Annotated in this window: 22 protein-coding genes; 1 reads left to right on the top strand and 21 read right to left on the bottom strand. The window is 38.2% G+C overall.

The genetic code is table 11. The features are described 5' to 3' along the window. Positions 1-29: 29 nt before the first annotated feature. The 16 genes from BZZ03_RS03990 to spx form a co-directional block, all read right to left on the bottom strand. Positions 30-2960: a beta strand repeat-containing protein gene (locus tag BZZ03_RS03990; protein ID WP_086582580.1), complete on the bottom strand. Its 2931-nt coding sequence runs from the start codon at positions 2958-2960 to the stop codon at positions 30-32. A gap of 34 nt (positions 2961-2994) precedes the next feature. Beyond that, a complete protein-coding gene (locus tag BZZ03_RS03985; protein WP_086582579.1) occupies positions 2995-3672 on the bottom strand; it encodes an LPXTG cell wall anchor domain-containing protein in 678 nt (225 codons plus the stop codon). Between the two features lie 18 nt (positions 3673-3690). Then, positions 3691-4935 (bottom strand): class C sortase, encoded by a 1245-nt coding sequence (locus tag BZZ03_RS03980; protein WP_086582578.1) that lies wholly within the window; start codon positions 4933-4935, stop codon positions 3691-3693. Between the two features lie 30 nt (positions 4936-4965). Next, a complete protein-coding gene (locus BZZ03_RS03975) occupies positions 4966-6687 on the bottom strand; it encodes a SpaH/EbpB family LPXTG-anchored major pilin (RefSeq protein ID WP_086582577.1) in 1722 nt (573 codons plus the stop codon). Positions 6688-6827: 140 nt separating this feature from the next. Next, positions 6828-7169, bottom strand: coding sequence for a YxeA family protein (locus tag BZZ03_RS03970; RefSeq protein WP_086582576.1), 342 nt, complete (start codon positions 7167-7169; stop codon positions 6828-6830). A gap of 344 nt (positions 7170-7513) precedes the next feature. Further along, the gene (gene rsgA / locus BZZ03_RS03965) at positions 7514-8599 is read right to left on the bottom strand and encodes a ribosome small subunit-dependent GTPase A (RefSeq protein ID WP_086582575.1); all 1086 of its coding nucleotides are present in this window, start codon (positions 8597-8599) and stop codon (positions 7514-7516) included. Positions 8600-8776: 177 nt separating this feature from the next. After that, positions 8777-9664: a ribose/proton symporter RbsU gene (gene rbsU / locus BZZ03_RS03960; RefSeq protein ID WP_019292290.1), complete on the bottom strand. Its 888-nt coding sequence runs from the start codon at positions 9662-9664 to the stop codon at positions 8777-8779. Between the two features lie 25 nt (positions 9665-9689). Next, positions 9690-10085: a D-ribose pyranase gene (gene rbsD / locus BZZ03_RS03955; protein WP_019292291.1), complete on the bottom strand. Its 396-nt coding sequence runs from the start codon at positions 10083-10085 to the stop codon at positions 9690-9692. Between the two features lie 11 nt (positions 10086-10096). Next, positions 10097-11005: a ribokinase gene (gene rbsK / locus BZZ03_RS03950; RefSeq protein ID WP_019293914.1), complete on the bottom strand. Its 909-nt coding sequence runs from the start codon at positions 11003-11005 to the stop codon at positions 10097-10099. Next, a complete protein-coding gene (locus tag BZZ03_RS03945) occupies positions 10998-11990 on the bottom strand; it encodes a LacI family DNA-binding transcriptional regulator (RefSeq protein ID WP_086582574.1) in 993 nt (330 codons plus the stop codon). Before BZZ03_RS03945 ends, rbsK begins: the two co-directional genes overlap by 8 nt. A 152-nt stretch (positions 11991-12142) precedes the next feature. Then, positions 12143-13465 carry a dihydrolipoyl dehydrogenase family protein gene (locus BZZ03_RS03940; RefSeq protein ID WP_086582573.1) on the bottom strand — a complete coding sequence of 441 codons (1323 nt, stop codon included), beginning with the start codon at positions 13463-13465 and terminating at the stop codon, positions 12143-12145. 77 nt (positions 13466-13542) lie between these two features. After that, entirely contained in the window at positions 13543-13815 is a 273-nt protein-coding gene (locus tag BZZ03_RS03935) for a GNAT family N-acetyltransferase (RefSeq protein ID WP_019292295.1), read from the bottom strand. A gap of 18 nt (positions 13816-13833) precedes the next feature. Then, positions 13834-14094 carry a (4Fe-4S)-binding protein gene (locus BZZ03_RS03930; protein ID WP_086582572.1) on the bottom strand — a complete coding sequence of 87 codons (261 nt, stop codon included), beginning with the start codon at positions 14092-14094 and terminating at the stop codon, positions 13834-13836. Positions 14095-14113: 19 nt separating this feature from the next. Then, positions 14114-15907, bottom strand: coding sequence for a pyruvate oxidase (spxB, locus tag BZZ03_RS03925; RefSeq protein WP_086582571.1), 1794 nt, complete (start codon positions 15905-15907; stop codon positions 14114-14116). A 200-nt stretch (positions 15908-16107) separates the two neighbouring features. Beyond that, positions 16108-17205 carry a lactate oxidase gene (locus tag BZZ03_RS03920; protein ID WP_086582570.1) on the bottom strand — a complete coding sequence of 366 codons (1098 nt, stop codon included), beginning with the start codon at positions 17203-17205 and terminating at the stop codon, positions 16108-16110. Positions 17206-17249: 44 nt separating this feature from the next. After that, complete coding sequence (spx, locus tag BZZ03_RS03915; RefSeq protein WP_086582569.1) at positions 17250-17645, bottom strand: transcriptional regulator Spx; 396 nt, start codon at positions 17643-17645, stop codon at positions 17250-17252. Between the two features lie 353 nt (positions 17646-17998). Between spx and BZZ03_RS03910 the strand changes: the two genes are divergently transcribed. Further along, complete coding sequence (locus BZZ03_RS03910; RefSeq protein ID WP_086582568.1) at positions 17999-19357, top strand: MFS transporter; 1359 nt, start codon at positions 17999-18001, stop codon at positions 19355-19357. Between the two features lie 131 nt (positions 19358-19488). On the opposite strand, the gene BZZ03_RS03905 is transcribed toward BZZ03_RS03910, so the two are convergent. The 5 genes from BZZ03_RS03905 to BZZ03_RS03885 form a co-directional block, all read right to left on the bottom strand. Beyond that, positions 19489-20115 carry a hypothetical protein gene (locus tag BZZ03_RS03905; RefSeq protein ID WP_086582567.1) on the bottom strand — a complete coding sequence of 209 codons (627 nt, stop codon included), beginning with the start codon at positions 20113-20115 and terminating at the stop codon, positions 19489-19491. 66 nt (positions 20116-20181) lie between these two features. Then, entirely contained in the window at positions 20182-20505 is a 324-nt protein-coding gene (locus BZZ03_RS03900; protein ID WP_086582566.1) for a rhodanese-like domain-containing protein, read from the bottom strand. Next, positions 20505-20801: a rhodanese-like domain-containing protein gene (locus tag BZZ03_RS03895; protein ID WP_019292302.1), complete on the bottom strand. Its 297-nt coding sequence runs from the start codon at positions 20799-20801 to the stop codon at positions 20505-20507. Before BZZ03_RS03895 ends, BZZ03_RS03900 begins: the two co-directional genes overlap by 1 nt. A 106-nt stretch (positions 20802-20907) precedes the next feature. Continuing rightward, entirely contained in the window at positions 20908-21780 is an 873-nt protein-coding gene (locus BZZ03_RS03890) for an ROK family protein (protein WP_086582565.1), read from the bottom strand. Beyond that, on the bottom strand, positions 21780-23213 hold the full coding sequence (locus BZZ03_RS03885; protein ID WP_086582564.1) for a glycoside hydrolase family 1 protein: 1434 nt from the start codon (positions 23211-23213) through the stop codon (positions 21780-21782). Before BZZ03_RS03885 ends, BZZ03_RS03890 begins: the two co-directional genes overlap by 1 nt. Positions 23214-23269 lie beyond the last annotated feature (56 nt).

Below are 23269 nucleotides of genomic sequence, written 5' to 3'. Positions count from 1 at the left end.
ATCGAGATCCTGTGGTTAAAAGAAATACTTTAATCTTTCCTTTTAAAGATGTAAAAAGCTAAAGCAAGAAAGGCAAGTGTAGCTGATGCTAAGATTATCCCAAACTGTCCTGAGCCTCCTGTATAAGGTAAGACAAAATTTTTAGCTAAAAGGACATTAATCGTTATGTCACTAGTGCCAGAGAAATGCGCAGTCTGTAGCTCCGCAATTGTGGGATAAATCTTGGTATCTCCAGGATACTGATACCCTTCAATAAAGTATCCATTTGGCGCTGTCGCTTTTGGATCTGTAAGTGGCGCGCCTGTTAACACACCTGTTTGGACAATGTCAGCAGGGGCAGCCGGTGGATTAGATATACTTGGATCGTATGTGTAGTGCCAACTTATCTTATTTGCAATAGGTGTATAAGTAATCACGAAATTATTTGCTGCTGCTCCTTCTTTAAAAGTATTGGCTTGAGTCGCAGTTGTTAATGGCGTAGTTGTTTTAATTACTGTAGAGCTCGCAACAGCATTGGAATCCGATGTGTATGTTATTCCATTTGGTGCACGCACAGCCACAGAATAGCCACTAAGAGCCTTATCATTTGGAGGAGCTACAAAGGTCTGGTAATTGTTTCCCGGAGAATTTATGCCCGATGTGTCTCGCGCAATGGTGTCACCGAAGCCACCATTAGAAGTTGCTTGACTTGGAAGATTCCCATAAATCTGTCCGGCATTTCCATTATAACCTGGTGTAATATTGGCCCAACCATAAGTATAGTTTGCAATTTCCGCATTTACTGTAAGCATAGCCATTACATTGTTATCAAATGCCCCTTGATTATTAATTATGGGAGCTGCACTTAAAGATGAGGTTCCAAAATACATTCCCCCATTTTGCTGAGTTATCGCTGCTGTGAGTGCCAAACTAATCGATACATAATAAGGAGTAGGCGTATTAGCTGCTCCCGTTTCCGGATTTGTCTGATCAATCCAAGATGACCCCTTGTTATTCATCACAGCAGAATAATGATATCCTGTCGGGGCGGCTCCTAAGCCACTTATTGCGAGTGGTGCGCCAGTCAAGCCTTTTTGGCTATAAGCATTGGGTGGGAAAGGTGGTACATTTCCAAAATTTGTAAACGCATAGCCATAATTAATATAAAATGTTTGCTCCTCTGCACTCAAAATGACTTGAAAATCATTTGTGGAAGGCATGTAAACATCAGGTGTCGTTGTGTTCGAAGTCGTACCAAATACATTATTAACCGCTGCTAAAGCTGCAGCCAGTGTGCTGTAGATTGTGCCGTTTGGTGCTTTATAACCCGAGATATAATAGCCCTTGGGTGCTGCAGATAATGTTGGCGCTGTTAGAGCTCCTCCAACGGTTCCTTGCTCTGATACACGTGCCGGAAGTTGCCCAAGTAAAGTACCAGCTATCCCGTTTTGTCCAGGAACATTCGCCGCCCATGCATAACTAAAATTGGCTTGTGCAGGAGATACAAGGTTAAATTCAAGCTGGGCGGAATTTTGATAGCTGGTAATTTCTGCTGCTGTAGGAATTTTTTGACCAGTAAGCTTGTTTAAGTCTGCTAAATTACTATGAAAAGTTCCAGTTACTCCAAATGCACCACTTGTAGGACTTGCCAGCAGACTAGCAGCTCCGGTACTATTGTAACCGTTAATGGCGTAAGCTGAAGGTGAACTTGCATTTAGCACAAATGGCATTGCACTTGCGTCCGTTCCTAGGATGCTACTTCCAGTTGTTTTACTTGTATTAAGTCGAACATGTTTCGCAGAATTGAGCGTAAAACTGTCAGTAGCAGCCAATGTTCCTAAGAAAGCATTTGAAGTATTCCCTGTACTATAGTCAAAACTCGCCCCCTGTCCAATCGTTGTTTTAAAAGCGCCACCTGTAGCATTATAATCAAAGAATCCGGGTGCAGTTATCGTTGTACTAGAATTAACACCATAATTCATCGTAATCGATGACATACCGGTATTGCTATAAAAATTATTACTACTTGCGCCAGCCATGTTGAGCTTTAGAGTGCCATTATTATTTATCGTAAAAGTGGGTGTATTATCAAGATAAATAAAACCACGTCCAGTTGAACTTCCCGTAAAATCTAAAGTCGCTCCTGCCGCAACATTTATTGAAGCAGCGGATTGAGCCCACAATGGGGCATTTCCACCAGAGCTGTGTTTAATTGTTGTGGTTCCATCAAGGACATTAATCCCTGTACCTTCCATGAATTCCTGCCCCGAATTATAGTTAAAGTAATTGGTTCCAGAGAAATTAACAGAACTTCCAATATTATAAAAAGGTTGTCCACCAGCTCCCCAAGTTGTTACAGTCCCTAAATCTTGGACAACATTTTTATAAGTTATACTAACTCCCGAGATATTTGTTGCACTAAAGAGACCATAATAGTAGTTGTATACTCCTGTTACCGTACCTACTCCTAAGGGACTTGGTACAGTAGTGCTATTAGTCGTCCCTGTTGATACAATACGTTCATTTTGAAAAGTTATGGTATTCCCTACAGAAGGTGTAATAACGGCAGCTCCTGTATTGTATAAAGCATGGCCGCCCATATCAAAAACTAAAGTTAAGTTTAAAGGCAATACTGCAGTAACGCCTAAGGTCAAGTCGTTTGCTGCTTTTATATAAAGTGTAGAACCGGGAAGTGCTGTGGTAGCTAACGTATTGATATCATTACCTGCTGTGATAAGATTCCAAGTTATACCAGAACCATCCGTTTGTTGAGTAATGGAAGCCTCAGCAGAAAGAGTCCCCAAAGAAGGCATCCAATTCACAACAGGTGACAATGGACTAAGTATAAATAAGGTGAAAATATATAAAACTAGTTTAAAGTATTGGTGTAATGCTTTGTTTTTCCTTCTTTTATTCTTTCTTCTTATTTTCTTATAATATTTGTAGCCCAAACTTAAGTCACCACAATCACTTTTGCTCATTTTCTTCAAATAAATTCACCTCCTTCCCCTAAATTCACTTCGTTTGTGTACTTTTTTCTTTACGATTAAGAACAAAAGCAACAATAATCAGAAGAAATGCCCCACTAAGTGCAATAAACCATGAGATTTTTTCACCCGTATGTGGTAAATCATGTCTGTACTGAATTTGTGTTGGCTTGGTAAAGTTTTGTGTAGGTTGCTTTTCAGTGTTAATAAGGCTAGATTTGGGATATATATAAATCTCTTCTAGGCTATCTGCTGTTGGGAGATCAAGCAAAACAGGAGCTTGCGGATTAATAAGCCCTGCAGCATTATTGGCTTGCTCAGTTAGGATGTATTTGCCGTCACCTAAACGTGTATTTGCGATACCATCTTTATTTGTCACGAGTTTTATCGGGTTGCCCACTTTTGTATAGCTTGAGGGGTCCATTACTGCTAGATCATCCTTCTCCGTAATTTGCTGTACTATATAGCTTATATCAGCTATGGGTTGAAGTTCCTTACCTTCATTATCAATAATAATATTGTTAATTTTTAAGCCGGTATTAAAGCTTTGATCAGTAGAAAATCCATGAGACGTCGATGTGAGCCCATATTTTACAATGATTATATTTTGAGAATGTCTTTCCGCTGCTTGAATTGGCGCATTATTCCATCTCAATAAGACAATTGAAAAAAAGAATATAAGAGCCAATAGTCGTCTTTTTTTCATGTGGATCCTCTCTAGAATTTATTCTTTTACCATCACCTTAATTAAAATACAGTTTTCAGGAAGCTGTTTTGTATTTAACCGCTCTTGTAACAGGTGCTCCGCTGTCTTTTTAAACTCAAGATATGTTGTGCTTTCTAAGTGTTCATCTGTTTTATTAAATTCATCTGCATCTATGATTTGAGTAATTTTTACCTTTTGTTTTTCAGCTTTCTTACTCTTATTAACACTCTCCCACTGTTGGTCATCTACTTTTGCAAAATATTGACGTTTATCAGACTCAAGAGCCTCTGCCGCAATGAGTGTAATCTTATCTTTTAAGCGGTACTTTCTACTTCCCGGAGGAAGTGGCGCAATAATAATTTCTTGTTTGCCTTTTTGAATCGCATCGAACTGTGCTCTATCGATTCGCATATTATAGTTTTTAGCACCCAAGACATTGCGTAAAACAAGCCCCAATGTACACAGCGCTAACAGACTTGCAAGAAGCATCACCCAGAAATTGTAGCCATATTTATTACGTTGGATGTGCTCTTGTGGATTCAATGTATTTGTAGCAACTCTTCTTCCTGTAACAAGTAGGCGTTTATTGTTAATACCTGTTGGCCAGCATGTAACCAGTGTGACCAAATCCTTTCCCGGAATGACATTAATAGCATCCGTATCTTCAGGATTTACAATTTTTCGCTCAAAAATCTCGTATTTTAATGTTTGATCTAAGACATGAATGTAGAAAACATCCTTCATTTTCAAGTCTTCCAAATCAGAAAATAAGGTATTATTAATATGCCCAGAATGTGCTGATAATACAGCATGTGTATTTTCTCCACCAATGGGTAAACTTGTCTGCGGGATATGGCCAACACCTGCTGCTAATGTTTCTTCACTATCGCCACTATAAACAGGGATGTTCGTAACCCTAATTTGTGGAATGGAGAGATAAGCAATAACTTTATCATTGTTAGTCACCAACTGTTGCTTATAATCTGGTACTGCTTTATTCCAGCTTTGGTATTGACTTTTGGCATAAATATACTGATTATAAATAGTTGCTTCATTTTTGAGATGCTTTGCTTGGGCTGGATCTATTGTTTCAACGCTATTGGTATATTTTTGGATTGTTGTTTTATTTTGTTGCGCGACCATGTAGTTCACAAAGATAGGATAAAATAAAAGACCCAAAGCAAAAATCAACAGAACAGTGGAAATAATATTGCGCAGTGAAAATCGACGTTCGCTTTTTCTATCTGGACCTTTATCACGCATGTGCTCCTCCTGCATGGTAGCCATATTTTACTATTTTGAATCTACCTCTACTTCTTGTTTCTTTTTACGAATAACCATTGCTGCAAAGCCTGCTACTCCTGCTACTAATACCACGGCGACAATTCCTGCTCCACCTGTAAATGGAAGTGGGAATGGTTTATTATTCACAATATCATTATTATGCGCAGCTGGTGTTGTTGAAGCATTGACCTTTGTTACATTGGCAGCTGTGGTTGCTGTTGGTAATTGGAAACCATCAGGGGCAATCACTTCGACCGCAAAATAGTTGCTTGTGTTTTCTGTGTCTGTGTTGGTGTCAACAAGGTTAAGACCAGAAAAAGTAGCAACTCCTGAAGCTCCTGTTGTTTTGACAGCAATTGTTCCGTCAGCTTGTGTCACGAAAGATGCTTTGTCTGTTGATGAGTAGGCTGTCGGTAAACTGGAAAGATCTGAAGAAGAGCCATTAAAGCTTGAGGCATGTTTTTTAACCAAGACCTCAGCCGCGGCTGCATCTTTTGCTCTTACCAGCACAAATGTAGCTGGAGATGAAGTAATTGCTGAAGTCCCATCTGTTTTCGTCAGTTGGACACCACCAATATTTACAGTAGAATTTTTAGGTGTTGAACTGAGATCGACACCGTAAGCATTGATGATTGTTGTTTTGGCATTATCTTTATATGACCCCGCTGTAACACTACCTGATACTGTCGTAGGAATGTAGAGGTTCATATTTATTCTACCTGTTGCTGCATCTAGTAGACCAGCTACTTTTTTCATGCCATCATTTGTTAAAGAAACTGAAACCACTTGATTCGTAATGGTCATTGTATAATCTACTTCAGGTGTTAAAGCTGTTGTACCCGCCTTAAGCGTTGGAATACCGATTGTGAATCCAGCTGGAATCGTATCTTCAATCGTAAATTTTGCTTTAACATTATCTGCGATGTCAGGCGAAGTCACTGTATCAGAAGTATTGGTCCATTGGGATTTATCAAAACTTGTATTGACATTCCAACCGACCTTGTTTCCAGCTGCTGCTGTCGTTGTATTCGCAGCGTCACTCTCATTTGTATCAATTAAAGTCGTCGTATCTGCATTAGGTGATACAAGTTCATTAGGCGTTTTTCCGTTGTAGTTATCATCAGCGTTTGTAGCAGCAATATCAAATAAGTTTTTATATTTCGTCATATCCTGCTTCGGATAGACATTCAGTGGACCTTTATTGGTTGTATCGGAAGTATTAACCGTCACAATAAAATCCTTAACAGTCTGTACACCGCCAACCAAAGTCATTTGATGAAAAAGCCAATAACCATCAGTAAGTCCCGTAAAGTCCGTCATACCATTTGTATCGGTTTTCTGAATTTTTCTTGTTGAAGCATCGGCTGTAAAGGCTGAGGATACAACATCACCTGTACTGTTAACCATTGCAGAAGCAGCACCAGTCGGTGTAATTTTAGTTGCAGAAAATTGAACGTTCGACATTGTTAAGTTATTTGTCGCCGTAGATGTTGAAGATTCACCTGCAGCTTGTTGTGTACCGTCATTATTCCCGATAGCATTTCCCGTAGCGGCAGCACTTGAAGGTCCAGCCTGTTGTGCATAAATAACAACCTCACCATTAGAGACCTGATTTTTAATGGTGGTCGTTACGGCCTCCACAGCTGATTGAGAAACAATCATGTTTGAAACTGCAGCAAGTAACACCACAGAAGCTAAGGTGAACTTTCTTTTCCTTGTATTAATTTTCATATCCTTCTCCAATCTTTTGGTGTGATAGCGCTTTATATTTTAATTGTACAGAATTGTCAGAACAAAAGCGAATTAATTGCTTAAACATTTATTAATATTAAAGAAAATAAAAAAATAATGCAGTAGGCATTATTTTTGTTCTATAACTTTATCTTCTCTAGCGCTTTTGGTGGAACACTTCTTTCTTCTACAATATTCCAACGTACAATCTTATCGTAATTTACGTGAGCCATGATGTATACACCTTCACGTAATGAATCTGCACGTAAACGTAGATCTTTGATTTCCCCTTTACTATTAGAGGATTTGAAGAAATAGACGTATTCACTTTCTGAATCAGAAGTGCTTCTGGTCACATAACTCGTCTTGTTTTCCAAAGTAACTTTCGCGTAATAGTCAGTCGTGTTTAAAATATGTTTTAAAGCAAAATATCCTCCACAAAAAATAATTGATACAACAGTTAACCCAATAAATCTTTTCATATTTTCTCCAATAGTCTTATTTACTTATAGTATACTAAAACATAAATACATTTTTAAGAGCAATTTGAACATTCATGTTTTTGTGTTTATTATAAGTAATAAAAGGAGACTTTTTTTATGATAAATACTATTTTTGTCTAAAATAGTGCGTGTTTTTTTCTTTCGATATTTTATGGTTTTGTTGTTCTTCTTAAAAGTAAAATAACTGCCACTTCTTCTTGCAATTCAAAACAGTAACCGTTCTTTGATTTTGATTACTATATTTTTATCCCTTTATTCCACAATGGATAGGAAAGTACTCCTGAAAGACAAAGCACTGACAATAAAGATCAGTGCTTTTCCTTCTAGTAGTAACGTTTATTTTTTTGTTTTAGAGTTTTACGAGCTTTTTTCATCCCACCAACTTCTTTAAACATTGTGTCGAGTTTTTTTCTTTCCACTTCTCTGGCATGTAAACCTAAGTAAGTCATTTCTTTTTGTAGTTTTTGATAGTTTGCCAAACGTTCGTAGGAAAGCTCTCCTTGTACAAGAGCAGCTTGTACAGCACAAGACGGCTCATTGCCGTGTGTACAATCAGAAAATTTGCATTGCGATTCTAAAGCTTCAATATCTGAGAAGCTTTCACTAAAATTTGCCCGATCTAAGCCAACTTCACGTATCCCCGGCGTATCAATAATCATAGCTCCTGAAGGTAATTTAAATAGCTTACGTTGTGTTGTGGTGTGCTTTCCTTTGCCATCACTGCGTAGATTATTTGTTTTTAACGCTTTTTGTCCCAATAATGCGTTAACCAATGTTGATTTACCCACACCAGATGAACCAATCAAAACATAGGTTTCTCCGGCCGTGATGTAGGATTGTAAAGGAAAATATCCATTTTCAGTTTGTGAGGATGTCAGAATAATATCAACACCTAAACTAATCACTTGGAGAGCTGCTTGTTTTTGTTCCATATTCTGTGCTACATCTGTTTTAGTTAATACAAATACAGGAAGAGCACCTGATTCCCATACTAGGGTAAGATAACGCTCTGCTCGTCGTAGATTAAAGTCTTCATTAAGCGACATACAAATCAAGACTTTATCTATATTAGCCGCCATAAGTTGGCGTTCATGCGTCTCTCCAGCTGCTTTACGAATAAGAGCTGAGTGGCGTGGCAAACAGCGCTGAATTTGTGCTCGTCCAGTAGAATCTGTTTCTCGATCTAAGAGAACGAAATCGCCGACTACTGGAAAGTCAAGTGATTCTAATGCTTCAAAACGATATTTCCCCGATACTTCTGCTTTGACTTCACCTGATTGAGTTGCGACGATGTATTGATTGCGATTCTGTTCAATCACTCGTCCGGGATAAAAATCTGGATAATTCATAGCTTCTTTTTTAAATTTTTCTGTGAAGCCTAATGTATTTAATCTATAGTTTGTGTTCATGTTTTGTTCCTCCAAAAAGTTTTAGTGACTTATTGGGAGACAACATGGTTCAGACGTGAGCAAGTGCCTCCCCATGTCTTACAATTTCCTTATTTACGTGCATAATTGCTCCTTTCTTTTACTTCAAGTATAGCATATCTTAATATAAAAAAATACAGCCTAAAGCTGTATTTCTCTTTAGATAGTAACAGTTATTGAGGCTGCAATAATGATTAAGACCAGACCAATAATTGTTAGGAGCATTTCTTTTTTTGTTTTTCTTTGATTTAAGAACCAGATACCTGTCAATGTTGCTAAAACAACAGATGTTTGAGAAAGAATAAATCCAGTCGCCAAACCATTCATATCAGGTTGAGCAGAGATGAGGTAAGTTAAGGCCGCAAATGCAAAGAAGAAACCGGAGATGATATGTTTGTATGATACACTTTCAAAGATTGCCATTTTAGACTTTTCTTTGAAAGAGATAACAATACTGTAAATAAGGGCAGTCAAGAGCATACCAATGGCTTGTGGGAGAAAGGCTTCTTGACCTGACAAGTTACTAGCTTGAGGAGCAGCAGAGTAGGCCCAATACCCAATCGCACCAAGCGCTAAGAAAATAACTACTTTTCTCAAAAGACCCGTACTTGCAGGCGTTTTTTCTTCAGACCAAACAGTCAAGCTCGCGCCAAAAATAATAAGTATAAGAGAGAAAGCTCCCAAAATTTTAGCACTAACACCAGGCCAGTTTCCCAAAGCAACAACACCCCAAAGTGATGCAGCCAAGAGTTGGAAAGCTGTCGTAATTGGCATTACTTTAGAAGAACCAATCAAACTAAAACAGTAAAAAGTTACGATTTGCCCTGCAGCCCAACCGATTCCAGATAAAATACCGAGAAATAAATCCATCCCTGAAGCTAAATGAATGCCTTGTGACATAGAAAAAACTAGGGCAAAAATTAGAGTACCTAAAGTTGAACCAAGGATTTGGTTGACGGGTTTCCCACCAATTTTTGAAACGATTGTTGGGTAAAGCCCCCAACCAAGAAGCGGGCCAAGGCCAATTAATAGTGCTGTTGTATTCATGTTTTTGTTTTTCTCCTATTTGTCTTTAAAATACGACATTGCTTTCTAGTAAGATGTTTGCGTAAGGTGTCATTTCTCCTGTACGGATAAAGGCATGACAGTTATTTAACTCTGCCTTCATATCGCTATGTGGAATAAATTCGACAGGTGTATTAGGTAAGCGATCAGTAATTTGAGTTAAAATTTTTGGATTATTTTCTTTAATTTCTTCAGCAAGATAGATTTTTTGAACTTCAAGTTCTTCTAACACGTTATTTAAGACATCCATGAAGCTTGGAATACCATTATCTACAGCCAAGTCAATTTTTTCTGTTCCTCTTGGGACTGGCATCCCAGCATCACCAATGCTAAGCTTGTCAAAGTGACCCATTTGAGCAATGACACGTGAAATATCAGAATTTATAACTTTTGTTTTTTTCATTTGAAATACTCCTAATCCAGTTCATTTTTGTAAGGGATAGAGGGTTGTGCGCCGTATCTTTGTACAGTCAGTGATGAAGCTTTACTGCCATAAAGAATAGCATCCTCAATATTACTGAAATCAGCTTTTAAAACAGTGCTTAAAGCACCGATGAAAGTATCACCAGCAGCTGTTGTATCGACAGCCGCTACCTTGAAAGCAGGAATAATACCAGACTTGCCATCTTTGATATCATAATAAGCTCCCTTACTTCCTAAGGTGATAATCACTGCTTCAATACCAAGATTGTGGAAGTAATCAGCAGCAGCTTTTAGACTATGCTCATCTTCTACTTTTATTCCAGTTATGAGTTCAGCTTCAGTTTCATTGGGAATAATGATATCGGTTGTAGCTAAGAGCTCTTGTGGAATATCCGTTCTCGCAGGTGCTGGATTAAGAATAGTTCTAACATCATTTTCTTTAGCAAGCTTAAAGGCAGTAACTGTACTGTCAAGGGCACTTTCAAATTGGGCAATCAAAAAATCGCTGTTGGCAATAATATGCTTTGAGTTTTCAACGTGATCCGATGTAAATGCATTATTCGCCCCTGAGAAAATCATAATGCTGTTTTCACCAGAATCATCCACGGTAATAAAGGCTTGACCTGTAGATTGGCTTTCTAAGAGTTGGACAGCTGAAGTATCTATATCTTCATACTCTAAAAGCTCACGCATCATTTGTCCAGCACCGTCTTTACCAATGGCACCGATAAAGAAAGTATCAGCGCCAGAACGCTTTGCTGCTACCGCTTGGTTGGCACCTTTACCGCCACCGGCAGTAAAATGTTCTTTTGCATGTAAAGTCTCACCTGGTTTCGGCATATTGCTTACTCTCAAAGTTGTATCTAGGTTGATACTGCCAATAATTGTGATCTTATTCATTTTCGTTCTCCTTTATTTTTCTAGTACTGTCACGTTCAACATAAGAAACTTTAAGTTTAATCTGTTTTTGGTCAATTGGCTGATGATTTGCCAGTTTATAAATTAATTGGGCCGCTTCATGCCCCATTTCATAAGCGGGTTGATGAATCGTTGAAAGCGCAGGATAAACATATTTGCTCATCAAAATATCATCATAACCAATCAGTTGGATATCTTCAGGAATACGTTTATTTATGCGATGAATCTCCTGCATATATGCAACCGCATGAACATCAGAAGGCAGAATAATCGTATCAAGAGTGTTTTGTTCTTTGAGAAGTTTTTCTGCTTCCGCTTGGATTTCCGAGAAATCATAGCTCATACTTTGAAAAACTTGATAGTCTACCACTGCTTGATTTAAGTAGGTAATACTAGAACTAAAGCGTTCATTCGTATTATCGGTTGTCAATGGCCCTCGGACAACTGCAATCTGCTGTGCTCCTGCTTCTACTACAGCCTTGGCAGCCAGAAATCCGCCGTGGCTGTTGTCAGAGAAGACACCAAATTCACTTTTCTTACCTACACGATCCACAGTAACTGCAGGTAAATCAAACTCAGGAAATTCTTCCTTAAAGTCAACCGTTGTGATGACACCAGCAGCATTGCTTTGAACTAAAAACTGAAGATAGGACTTGATGATTTCACGATCTTCACTAACATTCCCTAAAATTAATTGGTAGCCTTTTTCTCTAAGAAATTCTTCCACTCCTTTCGCCAACATTGGAAAGAAGGGATTAGAGATATCAGGCAATAAAAGACCGACCAAGTTACTTTTTTTACTTTTTAGAGACTGAGCCGAGATATTTGGTGAGTAATTCAAGTCCTGAATCGCATTTTTAATCTTTACCTCTGCTTCTGCGCTAACATATCCGTTATGTGTGATATATCTTGAAACTGTAGACACGGAAACGCCAGCTTTCGAGGCAACCTGTTTGATTGTAGCCAATAGACCTCCTTGTGACATAATGTGGAAACGTTCTCACATATTACTTAACTATTGTAATCGCTTGCTGTAAATATGTCAAGCATAAACTAAAAATTATTAGATTAATTAAAAAAACGCAAAAAAAGAGCCTCAACCTTGGCTCTTTCTGCTTTTTAGTCATAAAGATAGAATAAATCACTAGCAATTGTGGGATAGGCCATGATCATATTTTGAAATTTGTCCAAATTAATAGCTTGATTAATGCAGAAATTCAAGATATTTACAAGTTCTTCTGCCACTGTCGAGAGAAGTGTCGCTCCAAGAATTTCATTTTTATCATTTACAATAACATTAATTTTTGAAAGAGGATCAGCTATGCGTTTATAGGTATACCAATCCGTCATATCTATGTTTCGCTCATTTTCTTTATCAAAAATTTGGGTTTGACCAATTTGGGCGAGTTTGCTAGATCCAAAAATAACAGTAGGAATGGCCGGATATTTGATACCTTCATTTTGACCGTCCTGTGCAAAATAACGTGCAAGGTATCTAGCTTCAAAACCTGAAACAGGGGTTAGCTTGGGCTGCTTTTTATCTAAAACATCTCCGATAGCATATATATTTGGGTTATTAGTTTGTAAAAATTCATTGACTTCGATACCTTTAGCCGTTGTTTTTACACCGACAGCGTCCAGATTTAGGTCTTCAATATTTGGAATACGCCCGACTGCTGAGATAACACCGTCAGCAGTGACATTGCGATTGTCTTCACTAGTGATTTTGATTCCTGAGTCAGTTTGTTCAAGCCTTTCAGGCGAAAAATTATCAATAAAGGAAATGCCTTCCTTTTGTAATTGCTTAATATACGAGGCTGCAAATTCATCCGCGAAACCTCGAATTTTTAGTGCTCCGTGTGTGAGAACAGAAACCTCAGCTCCCGCTGCATTAGCGATTTGCGCTAATTCAAGTGAGACATAACCCGAACCTAAGAAAACAAGACGTTTGGGAAGTTCCTCTAGCTCTAAGAAGTCATTAGAAGTCAGTAAATACTCATTACCCGGAATATCCAAAACCCTTGGTCGTGCACCAGTTGCTAGGATATAGTTATCCGCAAAGTATGCCTTATCCCCGACATCTAGATGTCCATCGGTCTGAAAACTTGCCGAGCCATAAACAGTCTTAATGCCTGCGCTTTTCAATCCTTGTTCAGTGCTTGAAGGAATGCCATCACTGTATGCTCTTTTTCGAGCTAGCATCTCTTGCCAATCAATTCTAAGGTTACTGTGTAAACCAGCGGATACGAGATTTTCTGCTCTGTACTTTGCTTCAACAAGTGCCATCATAATCTTTGTGGGATCACAACCATAGTTCGGGCACGTTCCGCCCCATTTATCCTTTTCCGCAATTAGGACAGATGCTCCCTGCTCTTTGAGTGCATAAGCTAGTGCATTCCCTCCAGGTCCTGCACCGATAATAATATAGTCATATTTTTCCATATCTGCTCCTCCAACTTTCTCTTAAATCCATCATAATAGTAAAAAAGCCAAAACGCGAATGTTTTGACTTATTTTTCCTATTTTAAAACGTCTTGTAATTCTTCTTTGTGGGTTCTAAAATACTTTGCCGCATACGGGCAAGTCGCTTGAAGTTTGAGATTTTCTTTACGTGCTTTCTCGATCCCTGCTTTTAAAAGTAGTTGAGCAAGACCCTGGCCTCGATATTCAATAGCAACACCTGTATGAGTGATAACAATATTATTGCCCATTCTCATAAATGTCATCTCGCCGATGCGTTCATTATTGTCATTGTACAAGATAATGTTGTTGTCTTCTTCAACAGTTTTCATAGTCTTCCTCTTTTCTTTTTACTTGATAAATTTTAGTGCACCAGATGGACAACGATTGATAACCTCTTGATTATCAAATTTTTCTCCATTATCTGGGATAATCCATGGTCTGCGCCCCACTTCCCAGACAGCTGCATTACCACGTACGCATTCTCCTGCATGCTCACAAATTTGAGCATTATAATAGATATCCATTTCCTTACCACGATAACGTCGGTAACCTGCTTGCTCCAAGTTTTCATCAGTTGTTGCTTGATTATTAATTTTTGAATTGTCCATTTTCCCCCCCTTAATGTGATTAGAAGCCTCCCAAGTCTGTCGCCTTTCCTGCCTCAACTAAACCTTCTTCCTCCATATAAACAGCAAAAGGTTGTAATTTTTCAGCATGGAAACGTTCTTTGAAAGCATCAATAGTTTCTTGTGGATATTGTTTAGGATCAAGCTGCAGACGTTCCACTGGAATAGGACTTTCACCCGTAATTTTAGCATCAATAAGTACAGGTAAGCCTGATTCAACCAACTTCATTGCTTGGGCAAAAACATTGTCCAACTCTTCGACTTTGTTAACTGTAAAGCCATGAACGCCCATTGCCTCAGCAACTTTTGCAAAATCAATCCCAGTAAATTCCACCCCAAGATAACCTTTATTAGTCGTTTCTTGCTCATCTTTGATAAAACCAAACTGTTGATTAGAGAAAACGACATTAATAATTGGTAACTTTTCTTGAGCTTGAGTTGCTAAATCTTGCATAACCATTGAAAAAGCACCATCACCTGAAAGTGACCACACTTGACGATTAGGGAAATCTAACTTGGCCGCAATCGCACCTGGAATCCCAACACCCATTGTCGCAAACAAACCAGAAGTGCGCCAAAGTTGACCTTTACCCATATGCAAATGACGAACAGATGTCATCGTAACATCTCCAACATCAGTTGAAAAAAGTGCATCCTTTTTCGCGACTTTATTAATAGCATGATAGACCTGATAAAGATTCAACGGATTTTCTTTATCTTCTTCAAGGGTCTGCGTATAATTTTTCCAGTTGGCGATATTTTTTACATTAGCACGCCACCAAGGTGTCTCTTCTTTTTCCTTCATTTGCTGAGAGAGAGCTTTCACAACTTTTTTAGCATCTGCTAAAATGCTGAGTTCTGTCCGTTGTCGTTTGCCTAGTTTTGCAGGATCAATATCTACTTGAATCACGTGTTTCACATGTTCAAACATATTCGTAACATCGATAAAAGGTTGATTCGTTCCCAGCATTAAAACCGTATCTGCGTTTGCAATAGCATCATTAGCTGGCTTTCTTGAAACTCGAGTAGGCGATCCAAGAAAAGCATCAAAGTCATCATCCACAATATCAATAGCCAGTGCGGAAACCATTACTGGGGCTTTAATTTTTCTTGAAAGCTCCATAAGTTCAGTCCCTGCGCCACGCATCCCGATACCAGAGAAAATGACAGGACGTTCAGCATTTTGTAAAATTTGCATCGCTTGCTCAATAGCCTCTTGCTTGGGTTCAGCAAGTTCCGGTTGGATATAAGCTTGACTTGCATCAAACCATGAATCTTTTTCAATTTCTTGCCAACCTAAATCAACAGGAAGTTGAACGACAGCCACACCTTTTTTGCTGTAGGCTTGACGAATCGCTTCGTCAATAATATGAGGAAGCGATTGTGCGGTCATGACCACACGATGGTAGACTGAAACATCAGCATAAATAGTATCTTCATTCATTTCTTGGAAAGTATCCATATTCATTCCAGTAGTGCCAAATTGACCAATAATTGCCAACAGAGGAACATGATCTTCTTTTGCATCATATAAACCGTTCATTAAGTGCGTTCCGCCAGGTCCTGCAGAACCGAAGGCTACACCGATATGTCCTGTAAATTTAGCGTGCATACTTGCAGCCATCGCACCCACTTCTTCATGTCGGACCTGAACAAAATGAATACGCTCTTTTTCTTCTAAGAGGGCATCCATCAAAGAATTAATGGAGCCACCTGGCAGACCATAAATATCTTTTACTCCCCAATTTTCAAGAACTTTAACTGCTGCAACACCAGCTTTTATTGTTTCTACCATTACTATTTCCTCTCATTTCTAAAAACTTAAAATATGAGTGACCGAAAATTAGATGACGAATTGCTGCTCTCTAGCGAAAGCCTTTTCATTTCAATATATCTTAATTATACTACGAAATAGTCTGAAAAGGTAAAGATACCCGAAAAATAACTTTTTAAGAGAGGATTTTCGATACACTTTTTGATTTAACTTACTCAAATTTAAAGTAAGTCAGTGTTTTTGATAGCTTCAATATCTTTAGCACCAGCTAACTGCATGGTAATCGATAATTCTTTATTAAGATGTTCAAACACTGATTTAACACCTTCTTTCCCGCCTAAGTTTAAGCCGTAAAGTACGGGACGACCAATAGCAACAAGGTCTGCACCACTAGCTAAAGCTTTGAAGACATGCTCCCCACGACGTACACCACTATCAAAAATAATTGGGACACGTTTATTGACCACTTGTGCAATTCTTGGAAGGACGGTAAAGGAAGCTGGTCCTCCATCAAGTTGGCGACCTCCGTGATTAGATACCCAAATACCATCAGCACCAGCTGCAATAGCCTCCATCGCATCAACTGGATCTTGAATACCTTTCACGATAACAGGAAGATTTGTCCAGTTTTTAATTTTTTGAATGTCAGAGAGAACGAGGCCTTGTTTTGCTTCCGCATAAATTTCAAAAATACCTTTTCCTACACCATCCGACTCAGAAAATGCTGCCAAATTTGGCATCGGAAGTGGAAATTGGAAATGATTAATCACATCTTCTTCGCGATACCCACCTAGTGTAGAGTCAGCAGTTAAGATAATAGCTTTAACTCCAGATTTCACCGCTTTTTCAAGCAAGAACTGATTAAATTGGTCGTCTTTACTCATATAAAGTTGAAAAAATTGCGGTGCTCCATTAACAGCTGCTGCTGCATCTTCCACAGATGTTGAACCATAAGTTGAAATAGAGAAAAGTGATCCCACTTCTTCCATGGCTTTAGCTGTATCAACCTCTCCTTCCATATGAGCTAAACCTTGTGCAGCAACCGGAGCTTGTATAATCGGTGTTTTAAGATCAATTCCAAAAATGCTGGTTCTCAAGTCTGCAGAATCAATTCCCCGTAACACACGAGGAGAGATTGTTTTAGTATTAAAGGAAGCCGTGTTTTCTCGCATTGTCCACTCATCCTCTGCGCCACCACGAATATAACCAAAGGCACCTTTATTCCCTTGAGCTTCCATACGATCTTTTACACGTCTCTCAAGCGAAGCAATATTTACGATTTCTACTTTTTGTTCATCATTACTAGTAACATATGCCATGGTAATTTCCTCTTTCTTTTCTATTATTTTTTCAAGTTTGTACTTTAAGCTACTGCGTTCTTTGTTTCTTGTAATTCAATTTGACGATATTCTCTCGAAAAGAAACTGCGCAATTGATCTTCATTAAATCCAGCTTGGAGCTGTGGACCTTTCACTAAAAGTGGTCGGCGAAGAAGCTCCGGATGTTGTGAGATGAATTTTGTCCACTCTTTAACAGTCATATCTTCTACATTGACGTTTAAATTTTTAAATGCTTGTGAACGTGTTGAAATGAGATCTTCAGTGCCGTTTTCTGTTTTAGCTAACAATTCACCAATCTCCTCTTCTGTCAAAGGATCAGCAAATAAGTTATGCTCTGTGTATTCCAGATTGTGGTTTTCTAACCAAACTTTTGCTTTCCGACAGCTGGTACATGAGGGAGTGTAGTAAAATTTAATCATCTTGTCTTCTCCATTTTATTTCTATTGTAGGAAGTGAAACTCACTTGCCCGAAATTGTTTACGTTTGTAAACACAACTATATAATAACTCCTTTTCCTCAAAATATCAATAATTAAGTAATAAATACAGGTTAAAATTTTGATAGTTAAATAATAAAAATATTTCAATTAAATTTCTTGGACTTGTCTTTCATATTTACAGTTGCATTTTTTTATCATAGAAGTTATAATAGAAAAGTTATAACTTTCGTACAGATAACATAGATTTATGTTGATATTATACAGAGGCGAAATTATTATTTTAGGATAATAATTTCGCCTCTTTTTGTTTAAATTAGGAGGACATTTAACTGCATGAATAAAAACAAACAATTTCATCTCTTAGGTGCTGTCATTGCTACCGGGCTCTTGTCTTTTTCAGGTGTATTAATCGAAACAGCGATGAACGTGACCTTCCCTCAATTAATTACTGAGTTTGGGCTAAGTACTTCCAAGATACAGTGGGTGACTACTATTTACCTATTAGCAATTGCGATTATTATTCCTTTGTCTTCGTACTTTAATCACCGCTTCTCGTCTCGTAAGCTCTTTATATCTGGGAATCTTCTTTTCTTCCTTGGTGTCCTGATTAATTGCTTTTCACCTAACTTTACCCTCTTGCTTGCCGGACGCCTTTTACAAGGTGTCGGAACCGGTATTGCTTTGCCTTTAATGTTCCACCTTATCTTAACCAAGGCGCCGCTTGAAAAACGTGGTATGATGATGGGATTAGGAACAGTGACAACATCAATTGCACCGGCCATTGGGCCAACTTATGGTGGTATCATCTCAAACGCATTGGATTGGCGCTATATTTACATCTTTTTACTTCCATTAATCGTTGTATCCCTAATTATTGGTCTTTCTTCACTTCCAGAAGAGAAAAAACAAACGACAAAAAAACTGGCACTTCGACCAGTTTTGGCACTTTCTGTCATGTTTTTCGTCTTCATTTCTGCCTTGAGCGCTGAGCAAATTCTGACCTTTGTAATTCTCTTTATTGTTGGTATTTTAAGTGCCCTACTCTTTGTTTATTATAATCGTAAAGAAACACTGATCGAATTAGCTATATTACGTCATCATAAATTTGTTGCACTTCTCTTTACGCTTCTGGTTTATCAAGGTCTTCTTTTAGGTCTATCCTTTATTTTACCTAACTTTATCCAAGTTTCTGCTGGGTATAGCTCTGCTGTGGCTGGACTCTTTATGTTTCCAGGAGCTCTTGTCGGAGCAATCCTCGCTCCGATTTCTGGGAAAATCTTGGATCAGGTTGGTGCGAATAAACCAATCACCTTTGGTTTATTAACTGCAAGCTTTGGTATCATTTTACTTTTTGTTTTCCTACCAACGCAATCACTTATTTTATTATTGATTGCGCATATCGTTATGATGCTTGGGCTGGGTGTTTCCTACAGCAACTTAATGACCAGCAGTTTAAGCACACTTTCATCGGAAGAGCTCTCAGACGGAAATGCATTGGTTAATACATCACAGCAATTTATCGGAGCCATTGCAACTGCTTTGGTAGCCAACATTCTCTCTGTCTTTCAACACGCTCAAGGGTTTAAAGAAGGCACTCAATTTGGGACATCAGTCATTCTACTCATGTTCTTCGTATTAGTAATTCTGGGACTCTTTGCAAGTTATTCTGCATTGAAAAATAAGAAAAAATAAAAAAAGAGCATTCCTGTGCTCTTTTTTTATTTATGTAAAACAATCTAAAGACCATTTAACTCATTATTAAAACTTAAGCCCAGACACTTTTTAATTTTATTTTACATATTTTTATTTATGTAAAATAATTATTATACTGTAGCATCCGATAATTTAAAGGTCACTAAAGTTTCTGCAGGATAGGCTGCCAACTGACTGGCGAAGCTATCGTCATCATCTTTTTTGACTTTAGCTTTAAGATTGATGCTTACCTTATAGTGTTCTTCGGATAAGATATCATAAAGTGAGCGGAGATCTGAAATGTCTTGGCTACTTGCCTTAGGCAATACCGTATATTTTGCATATTCAGAATCAAACCATGAACTTTCTTTCTCAAAATCGACGGGCGAATTTTCATTAATCTGAAGTTTGACAGTGATGCTGTAATCATAGCCTTGTTGCTCAATCATTTTAGCAATTTTTACCATATCTTCATAAGTCCCTGAAGCTTTGAGTTTCAACGTTGCTTTGTAAGTTATACCAGCAAGTTCAAAACTCTCCGCAATTTTAAATGGATCTTGTTCACTACCTTCTTTGTCTACTTGTGGCGGGAAAAAGTTAACTGAGATAGAATAACCTTCAGTTAGAAGTTGCTCGTACTGTTTAATGACTTCTTCTGGTTCCAAGTCATCCATGTATTCATTAAATGTACGTTCTGTTAATTTATTGCTCTCAAGGGCTTCTTCTTTAGGGTATATTATTTTTACTTGATAAGTCATAAATGTATTATATCAAAAAAAGAGAGAGACTTGTTAATCCCTCTGAATTTTTCTGCTTTTAGCTTTTTAATCTTTTCGTGTCACGTTACCATGCCATGACAGCATTCCCCCGGTCACGTTTGTTACGTTGTAGTTCATTTTTGAAAGTATTTTAGAGGCTTTTTTCGATCTCATCCCTGATTGACAAATCACAAAATACTTTTTACCGGGTACTAGTGACGCACCAGAAACTTGCCCTAAAGGGATGTTTATAGCTCCTCTAATATGCCCTTTTTTATATTCATAAGGTTCTCGCACATCAATAACTTCTTCTTTTGTCTGACTATTTCTCAGATGTGTAGCAAGCTCTGTTGTTGTTATACTTTTAATTTTAGTAAATAATCCAAACATCAGTTCTCCTTACTGGCCAAACAACCGTCCCAAGCATTTGTACCGCCCAAGACATTAATAGCGTCGATATTATTTGCAGCGAGCCATTGTGTCACCTGTGCTGAGCGAGCACCCGATTGACAGATAATATAGCTTCCAACATTAACTTCGGCAATACGGTTTTCGATTTCACTCATGGGGAGATTACGTGCTGTTGGTACATGTCCAGCTTCATATTCATAAGCTTCTCGCACATCAATAATATCAGCTTTGTCCTTCATTACTTCTATTAATTCTTGCATTGTAATTGTTCGCATTTACTATTTCCTTTATTTTGTTTATAACACCATTATATACCCTATAGGGTATATAATCAAATTTAATGCTTCTATTAAAAAAGACATAGTTTTCTATGTCTTTTATTTATCTCTTATTTTGTTGAAAATTTACGGCTGCACCTATGAGATTGGCTGAGTTTCGATAGTGGCAAACCTTAATCTCAGGCAAAAAAGGCGGTATTTCTAAAGTCTTAATTATTTTGTTCAGCTGTTTGTTAAGTTCTGCAACCAGCCACTCCGCTTGTGAAACTGCCCCACCAATGACAATGAGTTCAGGATCAAAAGCATACTGGAGATTATAAATACCTTTAGCAACATTAAATGTAAAGCGATCCATCTCCTCTTGTGCAAGAATATCCTTTTCCTGTATTGCTCGTCTAAAGACTTCTTGTCCTGTCACATTTGTACTACACCGTTGATTGTAACGCTTTGCCATGTTTACTGCTGTTCCCAGTTCCGAAAAAGTATGTTTTTCATCCATCAACATAAAACCAAATTCACCACCAAAAAGATGTTTCCCGTGATGAATTTTTCCATTGAGAACAACAGCTCCACCTACTCCTGTGCCAAGTACTAGAAAAAGTACATTTTTTAGATGCCTTGCTGCTCCAAAAGCAACTTCGGCAAGAGCAGCACAATTGGCATCATTTTCAATAGTCAAAGTTAAGCCTAACTTTTCTTCTAACGCGTGTTGGATATTAAAGCCGTGAATATAAGGCAATGCGCTGAATCCTTCAATATAGCCTGTTGATTGATTCACCGCTCCAGGAGAGCTCATCGCAACACCAGTAATATTTGTCCTCTCTTGTCTCATTTCACTCACAATATCCTTCAGACAGCTGTAATAATCTTCGAGATTATCGGGGGTTTGTTTCGACTTGACTTCTCCTAATTTCCCTTCAGAGAAAAGACTATATTTAATGCTGCTTCCACCAACATCAATTGTTATCAGTGCCATTATTTATCCTCTTTCAGTTTTTGTAACAGTGCTTCTTCAATATCAACACTTGAGCTTTCTGAAACTTTACGATACCAATGTGCTGATTTTTTTAGTTTCTTGATTTGTCTGTGAATATCGAGAGAAATTAGTCCATAGCGGTTTTTATAGGAATTACGCCAACTCCAGCAATCTATTGGTGTCCATGTATGATAACCTAAACAAGCTGAACCTTCGACCATTGCTTGGTGTAAATAGTAAAGATGTTCCGTCATAAATTGAATACGGTAATCATCTTGGATAACACCACTTGTATCCTCAAAACGCGCTTCATTTTCAACACCCATTCCATTTTCGGAGATGAACCAAGGAATGTTATTATAGTCATTTTGTATCGTTTTTGCTATTTTATAAATCGTCTGCGGGTGAATCTCCCAGCCTCTGTCTGCATTCATACGCACGCCTCTTTTGTTAAAGGATGCATAATATTTTTCAGGTAACCAATCCTGAGCCAAACTGTCACTTGAAAACTCTGGCTCTTGGACACGACTTGGGTGGTAATAATTGACGCCTAAAAAATCCACCGTATTGTGCTTTATCACCTCAAGCTCTTCAGTAGTGCTTTCCCACAATACACCATCACGCTCTAAAATATTGACGAGTTCTTGTGGGAAATGTCCTTTTACTGAAGCATCTAAAAACAGTTGGTTTTGCCATAAATCAGCAAAGTGAGCCGCTCTGAGATTCTCTATTTCCTCGTCCTTAGCATAATTAGGCGTTAAGTTGAGAATGATCCCAATCTGAGCTTGGGCATTCTTATTAATTTTTCTAAATCTTTCAATCGCTAAACTGGAAGCTAACTGCAGATTATAGGCAACTTGAACTGCTTTTTTACCATCTTTAAGGTCGGGATAATGGAAACCTAAAAGATAGCCACATTCAACAACTACTATTGGCTCATTATGTGTAAACCACTCCGTTACTCGGTCGCCAAATAAGCGGAAACATTGCTCCGCAAACTGAGCAAAGAGTAGCGCCACTTTTTTATTTTCCCATCCGCCATATTTATGGAGAAGCTCTACAGGCAGATCAAAGTGATGTAAGTTCATCATGGGCCGAATCCCGGCAGCTAAGAAAGTATCGATTACGCGGTTATAAAACGCCACTGCTTGAGGATTAGTCTTCCCAGTCTCAAAATCCTCAATAAGTCTGGACCACTGAATACTTGTTCTAATACTGTTGAGTCCAGCTTTCTGCATCAAACGGATATCTTCTTCGAAATCATTGTAAAAATTACTAGCAGTATCTGGACCAATTGAGCCCCAAAATCGTTCACTAAAATGATCAAAGTCATAATCAAAAACATTGTCGTGTTTTTTCTTGAAACGTCCTTCAGTTTGTGGACCACTTGTCGCTGCCCCCCACCAAAAATCTTTTGGAAATTCTATTTTCATTGTTCTGCTCCTTCTACTTTCCTTCTTCTCAAATAGAAGGATTTATACTTTTTCAA

This window comes from Lactococcus petauri, from assembly GCF_002154895.1.
GTDB lineage: Bacteria > Bacillota > Bacilli > Lactobacillales > Streptococcaceae > Lactococcus > Lactococcus petauri.
Note: the sequence above shows the minus strand (reverse complement) of the source record. Positions and strands in the feature narration are given on the sequence as shown.